Below are 18,192 nucleotides of genomic sequence, written 5' to 3'. Positions count from 1 at the left end.
GACCGCAAAGGCTGCGTACAGGACCGTAAAGACCCGGTCCCGCGTCTTCCTGAGCAGAAGAGACTTGATCTTGAACACGCCGGCGGTGAAATAGAGGGCCACGGCAACGAAGAGGCGGACATCGACGCCGCCCGTGACCACAAACTTGGCGAGCACTGCCGCAAGGCTGATCAGGGAGAACCCAAGCATCTCCGTGAGGACGAAATGCTCGCCCGCGAACCTGTTCATCAGCAGATATGCCGCCGGGAACACGAGCAGAAAGAGCAGCCGCGGGATATCGTTGCCGAATACCGCGATCAGGATGACCGCGGCGATCACGATCTGGCTGACGAAGATGATGCCGGACCGGGCATCCCCCTTTTTCCTGAGCCATTTCGTGAAAGCCTGCTTGGAGTTGATCAGAAGGCCGAGGGCGAGGAAAAGCGGCAGGGCCAGCCACGTAAAGCCCCGGCTGACACTCAAGCCGGTGATATACGAGACGATCAGAACGCTCCAAGAGCCGTATTCTTTCAGGAAATAACCTCTGGCTTCGCCTCTCATGGGAAAAGTATATCACGGGACGGGAAGGAGACGGTATGCGATACATCATATCGATACCAGCGAAGGAAAAGCAAGGCAGCCGCATCGCAGCTTTCACCATGATCCATCCGGCTGACGTACGATTCGTCGTTTACGGGGTAAGGCTCGCAGGGCCGGCTTGTCGAGAAAGAACTCCTTCCGGATAATACAGGCGGTATGTTCGGGCAACGATCCTTCCCGGGTCCCGGCTAACGACCGTGATAGGACCCCACGAGGTGCCGCTGCCGGTCATGACTCAGCAAACGTACTGCCAGTACTGCGGAAACATAGTACAGCATGGGAATAAAAGTCATAATATTCCGGTTAATCGCCGATAAATTGACGACATATAAATAATTGTCCGTGGTCAGATAGACAAAGAGGAACAGCATCATGACGCCAATCGCAGGGAAAAGGAGATATTTCAATTCCGTATGGAACAGGGGCCGCCCGGCGAACAGCAGGAGAGCGAAAAAGAACACAAATATGATATTGAAGTTTGCACCCAGAACGACCTGCCTCAGAATTACCGGGAGAACTTCGAAATGCAAACCTTTCGCCAGAAAATTTTCATATCCCCTCCCGGAACCGACGCCGTTAAAAACGACAAACAGATGCCACGGAATCGCTACGGTGAGTATCGGGATGCAATAAGAGAACAAGTCTTTTCGGGCGTTCTTCAGCATTTTGCTTCTGAGCAGGTAGAAGAAGAGAGCAAGCGTGAAAGCCGCCGTGAACAGGATGCCTTCTCCCTTTGTCCACGAGCCGAGTGCCACAGCCGTTCCCATGACCCAAAGGGACCCCTTCCCGGCACTGTTACGGCTTTCGTTCGCTCCCAGGTATCGCCGGAAATGTATGATCGCGCAGAGCGCATAATAGCTCAAGGGGAGGTCCGCGTATCCTTCACTGGCATGATAGGTAAGAAGAGGGACCGTTGAAACAAAAAACGCGGTGGCAAGGGCCGTCATTGCCGAAGTTTCGCGCTTTACCGCAGAGAACGTCAGCCCGATGATGCACCAAAAATAGAATACATTATAGATCTTCACATACACTTCATGAAACGTCCCCAGGCAGAGTGCAATCCATGTCTGCATCAAGGGAATGTGGAGGGGGTAATCCAGGAAGGTCCGGTACCCCCTGCCGAAATAATGTTCCTGAGAGGGCCCAAGCGCCAATCCCTTGCTGTAGAAAAAAAACTTCGCACCGGAGCTCCAGTTTTCCAGGCTGTCCCAGGTAAAAACCGGACAGCCTGATCCTTCGAGCAGAACATAGATGAGCTTTGACGCGACCCAGACCGAGAGCAGGACGATTCCCATGAGCTGCAACGCGGACATTCGCCGGACGCGTTTCTCTTCCCTCCTGTATGGCGTCAAGCAGAGGACCTGCGTGATGGACACCTTGCGTCGGGAGAGAAGATACCATAATACAACGGCGGTCGCTCCCTGCACTGCCGAAATTCCGTATACCGTGAATTCGATCCCGAGCATTCCTATGATGAACATCTCAAAGGTAAGCATGCCCATTCCGATGCCGAAACCGAGCAGGGTCCGCTCGAGAGCGGCCTGTCTATCATCGGGATACGAGAAATAGGCGACAAAGAGAAATCCGACAGCCGTCGGCAGCAGAAAGGCGTATACGAGCATGGCAATCATCATTTGTCAGGCTCCCGTTCCTGATAAATGAAAACCTCATCAAATTTATAGATGAGGGCGGCATTTGTTGCGATGACCTGGTTTTCCTTTCTCAAGGTGTTTCGAGCGGGATCGAACAAAACGGCATTGTCGTAAACGACGATATAGGAACCCTTTTCCGAAACCTCGACCGGCAGCAGGTAATATTTCAGCGCCAGGCTGAAGAAACGGTTGTTGGAATATATTTTCACGCTCCTGCCGGGGGGGATTATCTCCTTGATGCCCGCAGCAATGACATGGGGCCAGGGCTCGGGTAAGAGAAGGGCTTGTCTTTCGGGTATGCTTTTGGGATATAAATAGGCCTGATCCAGCCGCCAGTTCATGCACCATGTATAGTCCATGCGCACGGCGAACAAAACCCCTGCTGCAATACAGGAGAAGGTAAATGCCCTGATGAGGGAATAACGGTTCATCGTTCTGGTTCTGACAAGCAGCACGATAAACAAGACGAGAAGGAACAAATAGAGCGGTATCGTGAAATTGATATCTCCAACGCGTGGAGCGTCTATCCAATTGATGTAGTGATTCTCTACTTCCGTGAATTTCCAGAAATTCTGCCACAACGAATACCAATGTTGCATCATGGATTGCCTATCTGACATGCCGAATGCCTGAATCGGCACGTTGCTGAGCGTTCGCAGAATGGTTTCAGAAGAGACGTCATGGAAAATACCGCAGGAACAGATTACCAGAGGAAGAACTCCTTTGTAAAAGAAACAATGCATGCCCGCGCGGTCTTACGCGGCCTGCCATCTCATTTTTCCTTCACGATAGCACGGTAGCACTCCTCGTTTCGCACATTTTCCAGGTCCGGGTCCTGCTTCAGGTGCCCCCAGTTGCTGTAGCCGTGATCGATGGCCTTCTGCAGCCAGGAACAGGACGCCCTGTCGTTCTTTTGCAGGGAATAGAGGCAGGCCATGTTGTAGTATCCCCTGCTGTCGGCAGGATCGAGTTCCACAGCCTTCTGGAAATCATCCCTCGCGGCATCGAACCTGCGGTCGGCCATGAGGGCAGCGCCGCGGTTCCGGTAGGGTTCGGCGTTCTTCGGATTGAGCCGGATGGCCCTGCTGAAATCTCCAATAGCGGATTCGGTCCAGCCCTTCCCCAGATAGGCAGCTCCCCGATCGTTATACGTCTCTTCCTCATTGGGATTGAGCCCAAGGGCCTTGCTGAAGTCAGCGATAGCGAGGTCGGACTGACCTGTCTCGATATAAGCGATGCCCCGGTTGCGATAGACGGTGCTATTCTTCCCGCCGGCGCCGCCCTCGATCTGCTTCGTGCAAATCACGATGGCATCGCGGAACTTGCCCTCTTTCACGGCATCAGCACACCGGTCCGTGTCCGCCCGGACGGATCCCCCAATTATGACGATGGCCAGCAATACCACGAATATAATGGATCCCTTTCTCATATGATCTCCTTGTGTTATCCCACCACAGAGACAGCGTCTCTGGTCGTCCTCCGTCCTATCTCAGTCCCTCAAGGCCTCCCTGAACTGCTTCGCCAGTGCCTGTGCCTTGTCTTCGCCAACGAACAGACCCACCATCCTCTCAATTTTGATGCAGGCTTGTTTCAACGAAGCGGCATCCTTGTGTTCCTCGTCCAGGATGGCATACACCCGGTTGAGGAGCATATCGCTCGCGGTGGTGTCAAGAACATCTTGGACGACCTGTTTCAGTTCAGCCGGTCGCGCCGTCTTCGTAACCATGCGTCACAGCCCTCCTGTCCGAAGGTCATAGATCACTTTTGCTCTTCACATACTTATAGATATCGAGCACGGAAAAAGTCGCAACTGCTGCCGTCACCGCGCAGGCTGATCTGAACAACTGGATCGGAATGCCGGCAATGGGCTGAATGATCAATCCGCCAAAGAGCGCGTAACAGACAAAGGCGGCTGCAGTCGTGCCGCAAGCCGAAGGCAAGGCTGGTCACGGTGCCGATATCAACAGGCAGCCCGTAGTGCTCGGCCAGAAAGGAGTGTTGAGTGAACATCCCTCAAAAAGGCATATCCGTTCGCACGTGTCGAACCTGTACCATGGGGTATACGGGGACAAGGGAAGCTACCGGTATTCCGAGCTCGAGGATAAATGAAAGAAGCCAGACGACGTGCCTGGCCTTTTCCGGTGGCGCGAGTTATGACGAGAGTCGGGCCGGCATCTTCACCGCCTGTTGACAACCCTGTGCATGGAGAGCGCGCTCACAGGAGACCCGCGATCGAAGCGCGCGCAAAATTGAGCAAGCCAGCCGGGTACACACCGATGAAGATCACCGCGGTGGCCGAGACCGCGAGTGCGAGGGCCAGGGAAGGCGAGGTGGTCAGTTGGACGACGCCCTTCGGCTCGCTCATGTACATGACCATGATGACCCTGAGATAGAAATAGGCGCTGATGGCCGAGAAGATGACGCCGGCGACTGCCAACCAGACAAGCCCGGCCTGGACCGCTGATTTGAAGATGTAGAACTTGCCCATGAAGCCGGCCAGGGGCGGGATGCCCGTGAGCGAGAACATGAAAATGAGCATGAGGAATGCGGCAGTACGGTTGGTCTTGCCCAGGCCGGCAAAATCCGCGATCTCCTCTCCCCGCTCTCCCGCCTTCCGGAGCATGATCACCACGCCGAAGGCGCCCATGTTCATGACCGCGTAAATACAGACGTAGAGCATAACGCTTGCCGCGCCCTCGGGCCCCCCGGCGGCAAGACCGACCAGCGCGTACCCGGCGTGGGCGATGGAGGAATAGGCCAGCATGCGCTTGATGTTGGTCTGGGTGAGGGCCATGATGTTTCCGACGGCCATGGTGAGCACGGCGATTCCCGACAGGATTGCCGTGGAATGCTCGTGCAGCGGGGCGAGCGAATAGAGAAAGACCCTGAGCAGAACGGCAAAGCCCGCGACCTTGGGGCCGGCGGACATGAAGGCCGTGACCGAAGTCGGCGCCCCCTCGTAAACGTCGGGCACCCACATATGGAACGGAACGGCGGCTACCTTGAACCCGAAGCTCACGACCAGCATGATCATGGCCAGGTAAAGGATCGGGTTGGCCTGATCGGCCGTGCGCAGGAACGCAAGGATGCCGGTGAGGTTCGTCGTCCCCGCAAGCCCGTAGAGCAATGACATGCCGTACAACATGATCCCCGACGAGAAAGCGCCGAGGACGAGATACTTGATGGCAGCTTCATTGGACCGGTTGTCGCCCCGCATGAATCCGGCGAGAATGTAGATCGAGAGGGCCATGAGTTCGAGGCCGAGGTAGAGCGTAATGAGGTCGCCGGCCGATGCCATGAGCATCATCCCGGTCGTGGCGAACAGCATCAGGGCATAGTATTCACCGCGGCGGATGTCCTCGATCTTCAGATAGCTGATCGAAACGAGGATGCCAAGGCCGCATGCCATATAGAACACGAACTTGAAAAAGGTGGAGAACGGATCGAGCAGGAACGTGCCCCCGAAAAAGCTGGCCGTCAGGACGCCTGAATTCACAACCATGAGCTTATAGGTTGCCGCGGCGGCGATCCCGATGCCTGCCAGGCTCAGCCAGCCGAGAAATTCCTTGCTGGCCTTATCGATGAAGAAGTCGAGGACCAGGACCATGAGTGCCACCGTGAGAACGATGATCTCGGGGTAGATGGGTATGATGGATTGCAGAAATTCCTGGAACGTGCTGGGCATGATGACTCCTTGAGAATCGTTAAATTGCAAAATGAAGAATGAATGTTGAGAACTTATACATTCCCTGGTTCATTCTGCACTCTTTCCTCTTTACTGTTCACTTTTTATTGCGCCGACGGTACGGCTTCGCTCACCGTCGGGGCTGCTGCAGGCGCCGTCTGGACCTTGGCATTCACGTGCTGGATCAGGTTGGATACCGAAGCGTGCATGACGTTGAAGGCCATGTTGGGGTACAGTCCGATGGCGAACACCAGCACCACGAGCGGCAGGGCAGCCGCTACCTCTCTCCTGTTCATGTCGGCGAGATGCTCGTTGTGCGGATTCGTGATCTTGCCGAATGCGACCCGCTGGTAGAGCCAGAGCATGTATCCCGCGCCCAGAATGATCCCCAGGGATGCGATCACCGCATAGGGCTTGTAATGCAGGAACGCTCCCAGCAGGATGGTGAATTCCCCGATGAACCCGTTCGTCCCCGGCAGCCCGATGGAAGACAGCGTGACGATCAGGAGGAACGTGGCATAGACCGGCACCCGTGCGGCGATCCCGCCGTAATCGGCGATCAACCGTGTATGGGTCCGCTCGTAGATCACTCCCACGGCAAGGAAGAGCGCTCCGGTCGAGACGCCGTGGTTCAGCATCTGCAGGATCCCGCCTTCCAACCCCTGGATGTTCAACGCGAAGATGCCGAGGGTGACGAAGCCCATGTGGCTGACGCTCGAGTAGGCGATCAGTTTTTTGAAGTCCGTCTGGGCAAAGGCCATGTACGCCCCGTAGATGATGCCGATCACGGACAGGACCATGATGGCCGGCGTCCAGGAGATGGCCGCATCCGGGAAGAACGGCAGCGAGAACCTGAGGAAACCGTAGGCGCCCATCTTGATCAGGACCCCGGCAAGGATGATGCTGCCGGCCGTGGGCGCTTCCACGTGCGCGTCAGGCAGCCAGGTATGGACCGGGAACATGGGAACCTTGACCGCGAAGGCCGCGAAGAAGGCCGCGAACGCCACCATCTGGAAGGTGTAGCTGAACTTGTGGTTCATGATGGCGAGCACGTCGAAGGTATTGCCGGCGGCGAAATAGACCGCGATGATCGCGATCAGCATGAGCACGCTGCCGACCAGGGTATAGAGGAAGAACTTGATCGCCGCGTACAGCCGGTTCGGGCCGCCCCAGACGCCGATCAGGAGATACATTGGGATCAGCATGGCCTCCCAGAAGATATAAAACAGGAAGAGGTCCATCGCGGCGAAGACCCCGATCATGGCTGCCTCGAGGACCAGCATGGCGACCATGAACTCGCGGACGCGGTCCTGGATGGCGGTCCAGGAAACCATGATCGATATCACCGTGAGCAGGGCCGTCAGCGCCACGAACAGGACACTGATGCCGTCCACGCCGAGCTTGTAATAGATATTCCAGGTGCCGATCCACTCCTGGCTCTCCGCGAACTGCATCGTCGCCGACCCCGTGTTGAAGTTGGCCAGCAGCGGGATACAGAGCACCAGCTCCGCGAGGGCAAAGACGACGGCGATCCTGCGGGCGGCATCGGCGTTCCTGATGAACAGCAGGATGAACGCTCCCGCTACGGGCAGGAAGATCATCAAGGTCAGGAGGTGCGTGGAAACAATATCGAGCATGGATTTACTCCTCTGGGGTCCGGGTTCAGTCTTGGGAGCTCAGCGTTTTCACCTGAGCCGTCTCCCGTGAACGGTGAACTGTTTATTTCAATACATAGTAGAGCCCGACGAGCACGACCAGCCCCAGGCCCATGGTGAAGGCGTACTGCTGCACAAAGCCCGTCTGGAGTTTCCTGCCGCGCTCGCTGGTTCTGCCAATGGCAGCAGCGAGCCCGTTGATGAACCCGTCGATGATCTTCACGTCGCCGAAGCTGTGCAGGAACTTCGCGAGCTTGTGTACGAGGCCGTCGACAAAGATGGCATTGTAGACCTCATCCACCTTGTACTTGTTCAGCAGCAGGGTGTAGGTGCCCTTGAACTTTTCCGCGATCCGGTCCGGGATGGCCGTGTTCCTGACGTAGAACGAGTAGGCCATCCTGATGCCTGACAGCGCCACGAGCACGGAGAAGATCATGAGGCCCAGTTCCAGTCCATGGCTTCCGGCCTCAGCATGCTCCGCGTGCGGAAAGACTGGCGCCAGAAACTCTGCGAACCAGTTCGCGTGCGGGATGATGGCTCCGGGAATGCCGACGAGGCCGATGGTAATGGAGAAAAAGGCCAGGATCATGAGCGGTACGGTCATCACGCGGGGAGATTCATGCACATGGTGCTCCACGTCATGGTCCATGCGGGACCGGCCCCAGAAGGTCAGATAGATCAGGCGGAACGAGTAGAAGGCGGTCATGAACGCGCCGGCCACTCCGAGGATCCAGAGGAACCGACCGAGCTCAGACGCGTTATAGGCGCTCCAGAGGATCTCGTCCTTGCTGAAGAACCCGGCAAAGGGAAAGATGCCGGCCAGCGCCAGGGAACCGATGAAGAATACGGCGTGGGTTATCTTGATCTTGGACTTGAGCGCTCCCATTTTACGCATGTCCTGCTCGCCCGAGAGCGCATGGATGACGCTGCCCGAGGCAAGGAACAACAGGCCCTTGAAGAAAGCGTGCGTGGTCAGATGGAAGATTCCGGCCGAGAAAGCGCCGACGCCGAGACCGAGGAACATGTAGCCGAGCTGGCTGATCGTTGAATAGGCGATCACGCGCTTGATGTCGTTCTGCACCAGGCCGATGGTCGCGGCAAAGACTGCGGTGAGGCCGCCGACGATCGCGACGGTGTTCATTGCGGCTTCCGAGAGCGAGAAGATCGGCGCGCACCGGGCAACCATGAACACGCCGGCCGTCACCATCGTTGCAGCATGGATCAAGGCGCTGACCGGGGTCGGACCTTCCATGGCGTCCGGCAGCCAGACATAGAGCGGCAGCTGGGCCGATTTGCCGGTTGCACCCAGGAACAGGAGCAGCGCGATGAGCGTGATCACGCTGATCTCGCCGCCAAAGAGCGAGTAGGTTACGTTCGCCGCGGGAGTCGTGACCGCCTTGAACACTTCCGTGAACTGCAGGGACCCGAAAGTGACGAAAATGAGCAGCATGCCGAGCACGAAGCCGAAATCACCGACGCGGTTCACGACGAAGGCCTTCACGCCCGCGTCCGAGGCGGACTTCTTCTCGTACCAGAAACCGATCAGGAGATAGGAACAGAGGCCCACGCCTTCCCAGCCGACGAACATGAGCAGGAAGTTGTTGGCCATGACCAGCACGAGCATGAAGAACGTGAAGAGCGCGAGATACGCGAAGAACCGGGGATAGCCCTTGTCGCCGTGCATATAGCCGACAGAGTAGATATGGATGAGCGAGCTGAGCGTGGTCACGACCATGAGCATGACCGCCGTCAGCTGATCGACCTGGAGCCCGACGTTCACCTGGAGCGACCCGAGGGAGATCCAGGAGTACAGGTTCTCGTTGATGATCGTCCCGCCGAGCACGTCCAGGAACGCACTCACGGAGAGGAGGAATGCCGCGACCACGCCCGCGATCGGGAAGTAGGCGGCCCTCTCCTTCAGGTATTTACCGAACAGTCCTGCGATCAGGAAGCCGGTGAACGGCAGCAGCGGAATCAATGCGTATTTGAGCATAATCACCTCGTTGCGGTTTCGTCCGGATTAACGAGTACGTTCACAGGCGTCTCTCGTGGAGCACGCGGAGGGCGCAGAGTTAGAACCGAATCTCAAATGTCTTTTACGGCGATTCTCTCTGCGGGCTCTCCGCCTCTGCGAGAAATATTCCCGCCTTGTTGAAAAAAATGTGCCCGGAAATCTGTGCTTATCCGGCAGGGGCCGCCGCTGATCCGGGGTTCCCCCCTCAGCCTTTCAGGATGTTGAACTCGTCCGCATACACGCTGCCGCGGTTCCTGGCGAGCAGGATGATGATCGCCAGTGCGACGGCGGCTTCGGCAGCGGCCACCGTGATCACGAAGATCACGAAGATCTGGCCCGTGAGCGACTGCAGATAGTGCGAAAAGGCGACCAGGTTGATATTCGCGGCGTTCAGCATCAGCTCGATGGACATGAGGATGATGAATACGTTCCGGCGCGAGAGAACTCCGACCACGCCGATGGTGAACAGTGCCGCGCTCAGCATCACATACCAGGACAGGGGGATCATGTTTCCTCCGTGAAAAATAAGATACCGATGCCAGACGCCCGGAAGACAGCCGGATCAAAACAACGGACCGCGGACAGCGATTGTTGCGCTGTCGTCTCTCAGCTTTTGTCTGTTTTTTTCGCCAGCATCACCGCACCGACGAGCCCCACGAGCAGGATGACGGATGCGATCTCGAACGGGATCAGGTACCTGCTGTACAGAACCTGGCCCAGTTCCTTGATCCCGACGCCGGTCCGCATGGTCTGTTCCGCCGTCCGGGGGAAGGAGCCTCGCGAAACCAGGAGAACGATCTCGCCCGCGATCAGCAGGCCAAATGCGGCGACCCAGGGCCAGAACTTGTTCGCCCGGACCGTCTGTTGCTCCTGGTCCACATTCAGCAGCATCACGACAAAAAGATAGAGGATCAGGATGGCGCCCGCGTAGACGATGAGCTGCACCGCGGCCAGGAACTCCGCGTTTAAAAGCACGAACAGCCCGGCAATATGGAAGAACAGGAGCAGCATGAACATCACGCTGTGAATGGGGTTCCTCCGGCTGATCATGAGGACCGCGGATACGACGATGACCGCCGCGAAATACAGGAAGATCAACTTGTTTATCATGGTTTTTTAACCGCCTTCCCCCCCAGGTACCGGTCGCCCACCTCGACCAGGCGATCCTTCGTATAGAAGGCGTCCTTTCGCTGGTAGCAGGCGAGTTCGAATTCGGGAGTCATCAGGATCGCGGAGACCGGACACGCATCGATGCAGAAGCCGCAGAACACGCACCGGAGCAGGTCAAGTTCATAGGAGTTGACGAGTTTTTCGTGCTCATGGCCCTCCGAGGTCACGACCTTGATGCACTGCGACGGGCAGACGGCCTCGCACAATCCGCAGCCGATGCATCGCTCCTTCTCACCCGTATCGTCCCGCCTCATGGCGTGAAGCCCCCGGGAACCGGGGATCGCCTTGCGCTTGAACGTCGGGTACTGGCGGGTCATCGCATATTGTTTCATGTTTTTCTGACGGGTGAGCATGGTATGGAGCGTCAGCCACATGCCTTCGGCAATCTCGATCAGGAAGATCGTTCTGAGAATCTTCTTCACTTTACTCATCGTCGAAACTCCTTAAATCCGTCAGGGGTAAGGCGTGAGGAGCACGGGGGAACGTTCGTCCCTTCCGGGCTCATAGCTATGCTACAGCCATCCCGCCTGTTTCATAAACGCTGCTACGAGCAGCGTGCCGAGCGAAAGGGGCAGCAGAAACTTCCACGAAATCGCCATCAGATGGTCGTACCGGTACCGGGGAAGCGTGGCCCTGATCCACATATAAAAAAATATGAAGAAATACAGCTTGGCCAGGAGCCAGAGCGTTGGCGGGATCACCCGCAGCACACTGTTGAACCACCGGATCGACGTGATATCGCCAAGCCAGTGCGGGAAGATCTGGACCGGCTGCCAGCCGCCGAGGAACATGATGCTCGCCAGCAGCGACACGACCATCATGTTGATATACTCCGCCATGTAGAACATGCCGAAGCGAATGCCGCTGTATTCCGTAAAATATCCGGCGACCAGCTCGCTTTCCGCCTCGGGCAGATCGAAGGGTACGCGGTTCGTTTCGGCGATCGCCGAAACCATATAAAGAAAGAAGACGACCGGGCCGACGGGCAGCGCCGCGACGAACCACCGCTGCTGCTGGGCGTTCACAATGTCCGACAGGTTCAACGAACCCGCCATGAGCGCCACAACCACGATGGCGAAGGACATGGGGATCTCGTAGCTGATCATCTGGGCGGCGGACCGGAAGCCGCCCATGAGCGAATATTTATTGTTCGAGGCCCAGCCCCCCATGATCACGCCGTACGTGCCGACGCTCGAGAGCGCGAGGACGTACAGGACGCCGATATTCAGGTTCGACACCCAGAGCGGTACCTTGTGCGACAGCACACCGAAGAAATCCGTGCTCGGCCCGAACGGAATGGCTACGAAGGCGCCGAACGCCGTGCAGAGCATGATGATGGGAGCGATGCTGAAGATCCACGCGTCGGCCCTCGCCGGGATAATGTCCTCTTTCATGATGAACTTCACGGCATCGGCCACGGGCTGCAGAATCCCGTGCCAGCCCGTGCGCATCGGGCCCAGGCGGCCCTGCATGTGCGCCAGGACCTTGCGCTCCATCAATTGAAGGTACATGGCGTTGGCCAGGATGAAGGCCAGCATTACCGCGACGGGGATGACGATGGTATAGACGAGGTTCAGTATCAGATGCATATCGGGCATAGTCTGCTCCTATACTTCGATCTTGATGTGCCGTATCGTCCCTATTTCCTTCGAGCGGGTGATGGACATGCCGGACGAGAACAGCAGCCGCTCCGCGGTCAGTACGTCCTGCTGCATGATCGAATCGGACGAAAGGGAAAGATCCGTGTCCGTCCCGGCCAGCGGCGATTTCTCGGCCGGCCAGCATGAGCCGATTGCCAGATCCGCATAGAACGGAACCTGGGCCCGGATCTCCTTCAGGATATCCCGTGCCGAAGCATACTCGAGGGACTCGCCCATCTTCTTCGCGACCTCCCCGATGATCTCCCAGTCCGGCCGTGACTCTCCCACCGGCTCCTCCGCCCGGTTGAGCTGCTGGAGCCTGCGCTCGAGGTTTGTGAAGGTGCCGCTCTTCTCGGCGCTGCTTGCCGCGGGAAGCACGACACTGGCGATCCTTGCCGTTTCGCTCATGAAGATGTCCTGCACGACGAGAAATTCCAGCTTCGACAGAACCCCCCGGAGCTTCGGATCGCTGCCGACCGGATCGTCTCCCATGATGTACAGTGCGGAGATCTTGCCTGACGCGATGCCGGCGAGCATGTCGACGGCGTTCATCCCCGGCTTCTCCGCCTTGCGGTAGCCGGGCTTGAAATCGGGGAGAACTCCCATGTCGAGGGCCCCCTGGAAGTTGCTCCGCCTGACGATCGGATAGTAGGTGACGTTCTTGAGCCGTGCGCCGAGTTCCTTGATCTGCCTGAAGGCGACATCGGAGAGCTTCGCGGGAACGATGATGGCTACGGACTTGGCGGCGTTCAGGAGTTCCGCCGCCTGCTTCAGAGCCGCCCCGTCCGCCGGGGAGGAGACCGCCTTCAGCAGGCTGTCGATCGCCCCTTCCGTCTTCTGCTCGATCACGACCGTTGCGATCCTGTTGAACTTGTTGAACTCGTCGTTCACCAGGATCACCTTGCGACCCCGCTTATTGACGGCGCGGACGATCTCGATGCCGGTCAGTGGATTGAGCTCGCCCACATTCTTGTCGAGCACCAGAATGGCCTCATGGTCTCCCATCTTGCTCAAGTCGCCTGAGAAGAAGGCCGAATCAAGGCCCTTCGGCACCTTCAGCCGGGCCAGCATATCGATGTTGCCGGTACCGATTGTGCCCCGCATGAACTTCTGGAAGACATAGCTGTCCTCGTTGGTGGTCCGGACCGATCCAAGGCCTCCGATGCTGTCCGCGCCCCTCTTGTTCTTGATCACCTTCAGGTTCGTGGCCACCACCGACAGTGCCTCTTCCCAGGTGCAGTCCACGAGTTTGTCCCCGATACGCATCTTGGGCGTCGTGAGACGCTCTTCGCTGTGCGTGGCGTCCCAGCCGAACCGGCCCTTGACGCAGAGGTAGTTGTTCTTCGCCGGTCCGACGCGCATGGTCCTGCCGTCCCTGGCCTCATAGCTGATCGCGCAGCCGCAGCCGCAGTAGTTGCATACCGAGGAGGCCGCTTCGAGGTTCCAGGAGCGGGCCTTGTACTTGAACTGGCGCGTCGTCAGAGCGCCGACGGGGCAGATCTCGACGCACTCGCCGCAGAATTCGCAGTCGAGCGGACGGTCAAAGTCCGTGCTGATGCGCGCCCGTGTCCCGCGGCGCGTGAAGGCCCATTCGCCCACGGCATTCTGCTCTTCACAGATACGGACGCACTTGCCGCAGAGAATGCAGCGGCTGATGTTGCGTTCAACGATTGCGCTCTCGAAGTCCGGCGGGAGATACCCCTTTTCGGGGTCGAACCTGCTCGGCCCCAGCCCGTACTCGTGCACGAGGTCCTGGAGCTGGCATTCACCGGCCTTGTCGCAGACCGGACAATCAAGGGGATGCTTGATCAGGAGCAGCTCGAGGACCATGCGCCGCGCTTCGATGAGGGCGGGCGATGTGGTCTTGACAACCATGTTGTCCGTAGCCGGCGTGGTGCACGACGGCGTGAACTTGCGCGGCGTGCCCTCCACCTCCACGAGACAGATGCGGCACGCCCCGTAGGGATGGAGTTTGTTGTCGTGGCACAGGACCGGTACTCGCGATCCTGCAGCCGTTGCCGCTTCAAGGATGGTCGATCCGTTCGGGACCTCGACCTTGTTTCCATCAACCGTGACCGTTATTTTCTGCATAGGTTTGTCACCTTTTACCTTTACTGATTCTTAGCAAAACATCACCCCTGAGCCGCAAGGGCATGAGCCTTCCCTGGTCCCGTCTAATCAATGGACCAGAACCGGCATGCCTTGATGCAGGACTTGCACTTCGTGCATTTTTCCGGGTCGATATAAGCGACCTGGCCCTTCTCCCACTTGAGCGCACCCGTCGGGCAGGCCCGGAAGCACTGTCCGCACTTCTTGCATTTGTCCTGGTTCACGACGAACTTTACGAGCGGTGTGCAGACCCGGGCCGGGCAGGTATGGTCCCTGATATGCGCCTCGTACTCATCGCGGAAATACTTGATGGTCGTCAGCACCGGATTGGGCGAGGTCTGGCCCAGACCGCAGAGCGACGTGTCCTTGATCTGCTGGGACAGAGCGAGCAGGAGCTCAATGTCGCCCTCGCGGCCCTCCCCGCTCGTAATGCGCTGCAGGATCGTCAGGAGCGTCCTGTTCCCGATCCGGCAGGGCACGCACTTGCCGCAGGACTCGTCCTCGGTGAACTCCAGGAAGAACTTGGCCATTGCCGGCATGCAGGTGGCCTCGTCCATAACCACCATGCCGCCGGAGCCCATGATCGCGCCGGTCTTGTTGATGTTCTCGAAATCCACGGGAGTATCGATGAGCGTATGGGGAATGCAGCCGCCCGAGGGGCCGCCCATCTGCACGGCCTTGAATTTCCGGTTGTTCTTGATTCCGCCGCCGATGTCGAAGATGATGGTCTTGAGCGGGGTGCCCATGGGCACTTCGACGAGGCCGATGTTGTTCAGAGCGCCGGACAATGCGAACACCTTCGTGCCCTTGCTCTTTTCGGTCCCGAGGCTCGAGAACCAGTCGGCGCCGTTCAGGATGATCGGAGGGACGTTCGCAAAGGTCTCGACGTTGTTCAGGACGGAAGGCCGCTGCCAGAGGCCTTTGACCGCCGGGAACGGCGGCTTGGCACGCGGCATGCCACGTTTGCCTTCGATGGAGGCCATGAGCGCAGTCTCCTCGCCGCAAACAAAGGCACCGGCGCCCTGGTAGATCTCGATGTCGAGGTCAAAGCCCGTTCCGAGAATGTTCTTGCCCAGCAGCCCGTTGTCCTTGGCCTGTTCGATCGCCAGTTGGAGCCGCTGCACGGCAAGCGGATACTCGGCACGCACATAGATGTATCCGTAATGGGCGTTGATCGCCTTTGCCGCAATGATCATGCCCTCGAGCACCGAGTGAGGATCAGCCTCCATGACGCTCCGGTCCATGAAAGCGCCCGGGTCGCCCTCGTCGCCGTTGCACAGGATGTATTTGATATCGCCCTGAACGCGCGCGCAGAGCTCCCACTTGAGGCCGGTCAGGAAGCCAGCGCCGCCCCTTCCGCGCAGACCCGACTTCTTCATCTCGTTCACGATCTGCTCGGGCGTCATCTCCAGGAGCGCCTTGGCAGCAGCCATGTACCCGTCGCGCGCGATGTATTCCTCGACCTTCTCCGCATCGATGAGGCTCCGGTTCCGGAGCGCACGCAGCACCTGATGCTTGAAGAACGGGATCTCGTTCATGACCGGGATCGTCTTCTTGTCCGCCGGCGGGGTATACAGGAACTTCTGGACCGGACGTCCCTTGATGAAATGTTCCTCGACCAGGTGCGGCACGTCCTCGGTCTTCACGAGCTGGTAGAAGATGTCCTCGGGGTAGACCACCATCACGGGGCCCTTGGCGCAGAACCCGTTGCACCCGGTCAGAACGATCTTGACCTCGCCCTGCAGATTCCGCTTGATGAGCTCGGTTTCGAGAGCGTCCTTTACCCTGAGCGATCCGTTTGCCACGCAGCCCGTTCCTGCGCAGATCATTATGTTCGAACGGTATGTCTTCTCCACGGTAACTCCATTCACCAGGTTAAACGGCCTGATCTGTTCAAACCGCTTGAACCGGATTTATTCAATACGTGGTCTCGTGCCCTGCCACCAGGGCGAATTCCTGGACCGGCTTGCCGCCCTTCACATGCTCGGCGTAGATCCTGCGCATCTTGTCCTCGGTGAGCGCGATGTATTTCACGGGCGGTTCCCCGGCAAGCTCGATGGTCGCCATGGGCTCCTGGCTGCAGAGCCCCGCGCAGCCGGAGGTCGTGACCGCAACGTCCTTGGCATCGGACTTCGCGATTTCCTCCATCACGGTGTTCATGATTGCCCGGGCGCCCGCCGCGATTCCGCACGTGCCCATATGGACCGTGATCTTGACCCGAAACCCGCCCTCGCGCAGTCCCTGGTGGTACTGCTCCTTGATCTTCTTTAAATCAGCGATCGTCAGTTTTGCCATGTGCCCACCTCATGAGAGATGCTCAATCCGCGTTCATAAGCTCTCACCGTCGGATGTCCCGCGGTGCTTCGCACGTCCTAATCGTACTTCTTCACGATCTCCATCACCTTGGTGGCGGCCACGTCGCCGTAGGTGTCCTGGCCGATCACGACGACCGGTGCGAGACCGCAGGCGCCCAGGCAGCGGACCGCTTCAAGGGAGTACTTCTTGTCCCTGGTGATTTCGCCCACCTCGATGTCCAGCTCTTCCTTGAGCTTCTCGATGATCTCTTCGCTCCGCTTGACGTAGCAGGCCGTGCCGAGGCAGACGCGGATCACGTGTTTGCCGCGCGGAACCAGGGTGAAGAAGGAATAGAAGGTGGCGACGCCGAAGACCACGCTCGGCGACATCTTCATGCCTTTCGCGATATAGCGCTGGACCACATGCGGCAGGTACCCGCAGACCTCCTGAGCCTGCTGCAGCACCGGGATGAGTGATCCGGGCTTGCTCTTGTACTTCTCGATGATCGCATCGATTTTTTTGTACTTCTCCGCGGTTATTTCGTCAACCGGGGCTGCGTTGTCCTGTGCAACAGCTTCATTACTCATCGTGTCCCTCTTCTTGTCGGCAGGAAAGTCTCCATCCCGTTTTCCCGGGACCGGCGTTCTCTGGTCTTGTTTCCCAAAACGTTTTGCACGTTACTCTTTGAGCCGGATGTTGTCGCGGAGCAGGTTCCGGATCGCGTTCAGCACCGCCGGATCGGAAATCGGGACCTTCTCGAGGTCCTGTTTGATCTCGCGGGTGTCGAACCGGAAGCTCCCCTCGGCGTCCCGCTCTTCATATATATAGTCCCGGTCGGGGTGGCCGGCTATCAGGGTCAGGATTGTTTCCGCCATATCCCCGATGCGGGGCCGGTCGACATGGTCCCAGCCGAAGCTCGCGGCCAGCCGTGTTCCCCTCCCCGGCGCGGATTTCATCGCCAGACTGCCGCCGGTCAATTCCGCTGCCTGGGACAGAAGCGGGATCCCCAGGCCGGTCTTTTTGTGCTTCGTGGTGAAGAACGGGTCCCGGACACGGGCAAGCGTTTCTGCGTCCATCCCCCGGCCGTCGTCGATGATCTCGATCCGGAGCAGGCCGCCCTCCCGGGCGATGTCTATTTCGATGATCGTTGCGTCGGCACGGAGCGAATTCTCGGCGATGTCCAGGATGTGAAGCGAAAGGTCATCCACGCCTCAGCACTCCGCCATCCTGCCGTCTTGTCGCCGAAGCGCCTTCTTGATCTCCCCGATCAAGACGCTCTCGACGGTCAGCCAGGTGAAGCGCTTCCCGATGTCATCGGGATGGTGCGCGTCGGAGCCGCTCATAACCGGAAACCTGCTGCAGTCCGGGAACCGCCTCTCAATTCCCTCCCGGG

The 18,192-nt window shown here is 58.4% G+C and carries 19 protein-coding genes; 1 reads left to right on the top strand and 18 read right to left on the bottom strand.

Annotated features, from left to right (window positions below; translation table 11 throughout):
- The 5 genes from VL197_03100 to VL197_03080 all read right to left on the bottom strand — a co-directional run.
- Positions 1-540: YwiC-like family protein (locus tag VL197_03100; GenBank protein ID HUJ16956.1), on the bottom strand; the 540-nt coding region annotated here is incomplete at its 3' end.
- Positions 541-767: 227 nt separating this feature from the next.
- Entirely contained in the window at positions 768-2,213 is a 1,446-nt protein-coding gene (locus tag VL197_03095; GenBank protein HUJ16955.1) for a hypothetical protein, read from the bottom strand.
- The gene (locus VL197_03090) at positions 2,210-2,872 is read right to left on the bottom strand and encodes a hypothetical protein (GenBank protein HUJ16954.1); all 663 of its coding nucleotides are present in this window, start codon (positions 2,870-2,872) and stop codon (positions 2,210-2,212) included. The genes VL197_03095 and VL197_03090 overlap by 4 nt, the downstream gene beginning before the upstream one ends.
- 131 nt (positions 2,873-3,003) lie before the next feature.
- Positions 3,004-3,660, bottom strand: a complete 657-nt coding sequence (locus tag VL197_03085) for a tetratricopeptide repeat protein (protein ID HUJ16953.1) — start codon at positions 3,658-3,660, stop codon at positions 3,004-3,006.
- Positions 3,661-3,720: 60 nt separating this feature from the next.
- Positions 3,721-3,957: a hypothetical protein gene (locus VL197_03080; GenBank protein HUJ16952.1), complete on the bottom strand. Its 237-nt coding sequence runs from the start codon at positions 3,955-3,957 to the stop codon at positions 3,721-3,723.
- Positions 3,958-4,151: 194 nt separating this feature from the next.
- Between VL197_03080 and VL197_03075 the strand changes: the two genes are divergently transcribed.
- Positions 4,152-4,340 (top strand): hypothetical protein, encoded by a 189-nt coding sequence (locus tag VL197_03075; protein ID HUJ16951.1) that lies wholly within the window; start codon positions 4,152-4,154, stop codon positions 4,338-4,340.
- 106 nt (positions 4,341-4,446) lie between these two features.
- On the opposite strand, the gene VL197_03070 is transcribed toward VL197_03075, so the two are convergent.
- The 13 genes from VL197_03070 to VL197_03010 all read right to left on the bottom strand — a co-directional run.
- Positions 4,447-5,916, bottom strand: coding sequence for an NADH-quinone oxidoreductase subunit N (locus VL197_03070; GenBank protein HUJ16950.1), 1,470 nt, complete (start codon positions 5,914-5,916; stop codon positions 4,447-4,449).
- A 104-nt stretch (positions 5,917-6,020) separates the two neighbouring features.
- Entirely contained in the window at positions 6,021-7,553 is a 1,533-nt protein-coding gene (locus tag VL197_03065) for an NADH-quinone oxidoreductase subunit M (protein HUJ16949.1), read from the bottom strand.
- 82 nt (positions 7,554-7,635) lie between these two features.
- Complete coding sequence (nuoL, locus tag VL197_03060; GenBank protein HUJ16948.1) at positions 7,636-9,564, bottom strand: NADH-quinone oxidoreductase subunit L; 1,929 nt, start codon at positions 9,562-9,564, stop codon at positions 7,636-7,638.
- Between the two features lie 226 nt (positions 9,565-9,790).
- Positions 9,791-10,093, bottom strand: coding sequence for an NADH-quinone oxidoreductase subunit NuoK (gene nuoK, locus VL197_03055; GenBank protein ID HUJ16947.1), 303 nt, complete (start codon positions 10,091-10,093; stop codon positions 9,791-9,793).
- Between the two features lie 98 nt (positions 10,094-10,191).
- Positions 10,192-10,695: an NADH-quinone oxidoreductase subunit J gene (locus tag VL197_03050; GenBank protein ID HUJ16946.1), complete on the bottom strand. Its 504-nt coding sequence runs from the start codon at positions 10,693-10,695 to the stop codon at positions 10,192-10,194.
- A complete protein-coding gene (nuoI, locus tag VL197_03045) occupies positions 10,692-11,186 on the bottom strand; it encodes an NADH-quinone oxidoreductase subunit NuoI (GenBank protein HUJ16945.1) in 495 nt (164 codons plus the stop codon). The genes VL197_03050 and nuoI overlap by 4 nt, the downstream gene beginning before the upstream one ends.
- A gap of 81 nt (positions 11,187-11,267) precedes the next feature.
- Positions 11,268-12,344, bottom strand: a complete 1,077-nt coding sequence (nuoH, locus tag VL197_03040; GenBank protein HUJ16944.1) for an NADH-quinone oxidoreductase subunit NuoH — start codon at positions 12,342-12,344, stop codon at positions 11,268-11,270.
- Between the two features lie 18 nt (positions 12,345-12,362).
- On the bottom strand, positions 12,363-14,486 hold the full coding sequence (locus tag VL197_03035) for a molybdopterin-dependent oxidoreductase (protein HUJ16943.1): 2,124 nt from the start codon (positions 14,484-14,486) through the stop codon (positions 12,363-12,365).
- 83 nt (positions 14,487-14,569) lie between these two features.
- Positions 14,570-16,333: an NADH-quinone oxidoreductase subunit NuoF gene (nuoF, locus tag VL197_03030; GenBank protein ID HUJ16942.1), complete on the bottom strand. Its 1,764-nt coding sequence runs from the start codon at positions 16,331-16,333 to the stop codon at positions 14,570-14,572.
- An 88-nt stretch (positions 16,334-16,421) separates the two neighbouring features.
- Positions 16,422-16,799, bottom strand: coding sequence for a (2Fe-2S) ferredoxin domain-containing protein (locus tag VL197_03025; GenBank protein HUJ16941.1), 378 nt, complete (start codon positions 16,797-16,799; stop codon positions 16,422-16,424).
- 77 nt (positions 16,800-16,876) lie between these two features.
- Positions 16,877-17,386, bottom strand: a complete 510-nt coding sequence (locus tag VL197_03020) for an NAD(P)H-dependent oxidoreductase subunit E (protein ID HUJ16940.1) — start codon at positions 17,384-17,386, stop codon at positions 16,877-16,879.
- A 90-nt stretch (positions 17,387-17,476) separates the two neighbouring features.
- Positions 17,477-18,007 carry an ATP-binding protein gene (locus VL197_03015; protein HUJ16939.1) on the bottom strand — a complete coding sequence of 177 codons (531 nt, stop codon included), beginning with the start codon at positions 18,005-18,007 and terminating at the stop codon, positions 17,477-17,479.
- 3 nt (positions 18,008-18,010) lie between these two features.
- Positions 18,011-18,192: PHP-associated domain-containing protein (locus VL197_03010; protein ID HUJ16938.1), on the bottom strand; the 182-nt coding region annotated here is incomplete at its 5' end.

It is taken from the genome of Nitrospirota bacterium (genome assembly GCA_035516965.1).
Lineage (GTDB): Bacteria > Nitrospirota > UBA9217 > UBA9217 > UBA9217 > MHEA01.
The sequence above is the reverse complement of the archived record's forward strand: the minus strand, read 5'-3'. Positions and strand labels throughout refer to the sequence as shown.

Coding starts and splice junctions, on each gene's coding strand:
- VL197_03095 (HUJ16955.1), bottom strand. CDS start 2,213: ATGATGATTGCCATGCTCGTATACGCCTTTCTGCTGCCGACGGCTGTC.
- VL197_03085 (HUJ16953.1), bottom strand. CDS start 3,660: ATGAGAAAGGGATCCATTATATTCGTGGTATTGCTGGCCATCGTCATA.
- VL197_03080 (HUJ16952.1), bottom strand. CDS start 3,957: ATGGTTACGAAGACGGCGCGACCGGCTGAACTGAAACAGGTCGTCCAA.
- VL197_03070 (HUJ16950.1), bottom strand. CDS start 5,916: ATGCCCAGCACGTTCCAGGAATTTCTGCAATCCATCATACCCATCTAC.
- VL197_03065 (HUJ16949.1), bottom strand. CDS start 7,553: ATGCTCGATATTGTTTCCACGCACCTCCTGACCTTGATGATCTTCCTG.
- nuoL (HUJ16948.1), bottom strand. CDS start 9,564: ATGCTCAAATACGCATTGATTCCGCTGCTGCCGTTCACCGGCTTCCTG.
- nuoK (HUJ16947.1), bottom strand. CDS start 10,093: ATGATCCCCCTGTCCTGGTATGTGATGCTGAGCGCGGCACTGTTCACC.
- VL197_03050 (HUJ16946.1), bottom strand. CDS start 10,695: ATGATAAACAAGTTGATCTTCCTGTATTTCGCGGCGGTCATCGTCGTA.
- nuoI (HUJ16945.1), bottom strand. CDS start 11,186: ATGAGTAAAGTGAAGAAGATTCTCAGAACGATCTTCCTGATCGAGATT.
- nuoH (HUJ16944.1), bottom strand. CDS start 12,344: ATGCATCTGATACTGAACCTCGTCTATACCATCGTCATCCCCGTCGCG.
- VL197_03035 (HUJ16943.1), bottom strand. CDS start 14,486: ATGCAGAAAATAACGGTCACGGTTGATGGAAACAAGGTCGAGGTCCCG.
- nuoF (HUJ16942.1), bottom strand. CDS start 16,333: ATGATCTGCGCAGGAACGGGCTGCGTGGCAAACGGATCGCTCAGGGTA.
- VL197_03025 (HUJ16941.1), bottom strand. CDS start 16,799: ATGGCAAAACTGACGATCGCTGATTTAAAGAAGATCAAGGAGCAGTAC.
- VL197_03020 (HUJ16940.1), bottom strand. CDS start 17,386: ATGAGTAATGAAGCTGTTGCACAGGACAACGCAGCCCCGGTTGACGAA.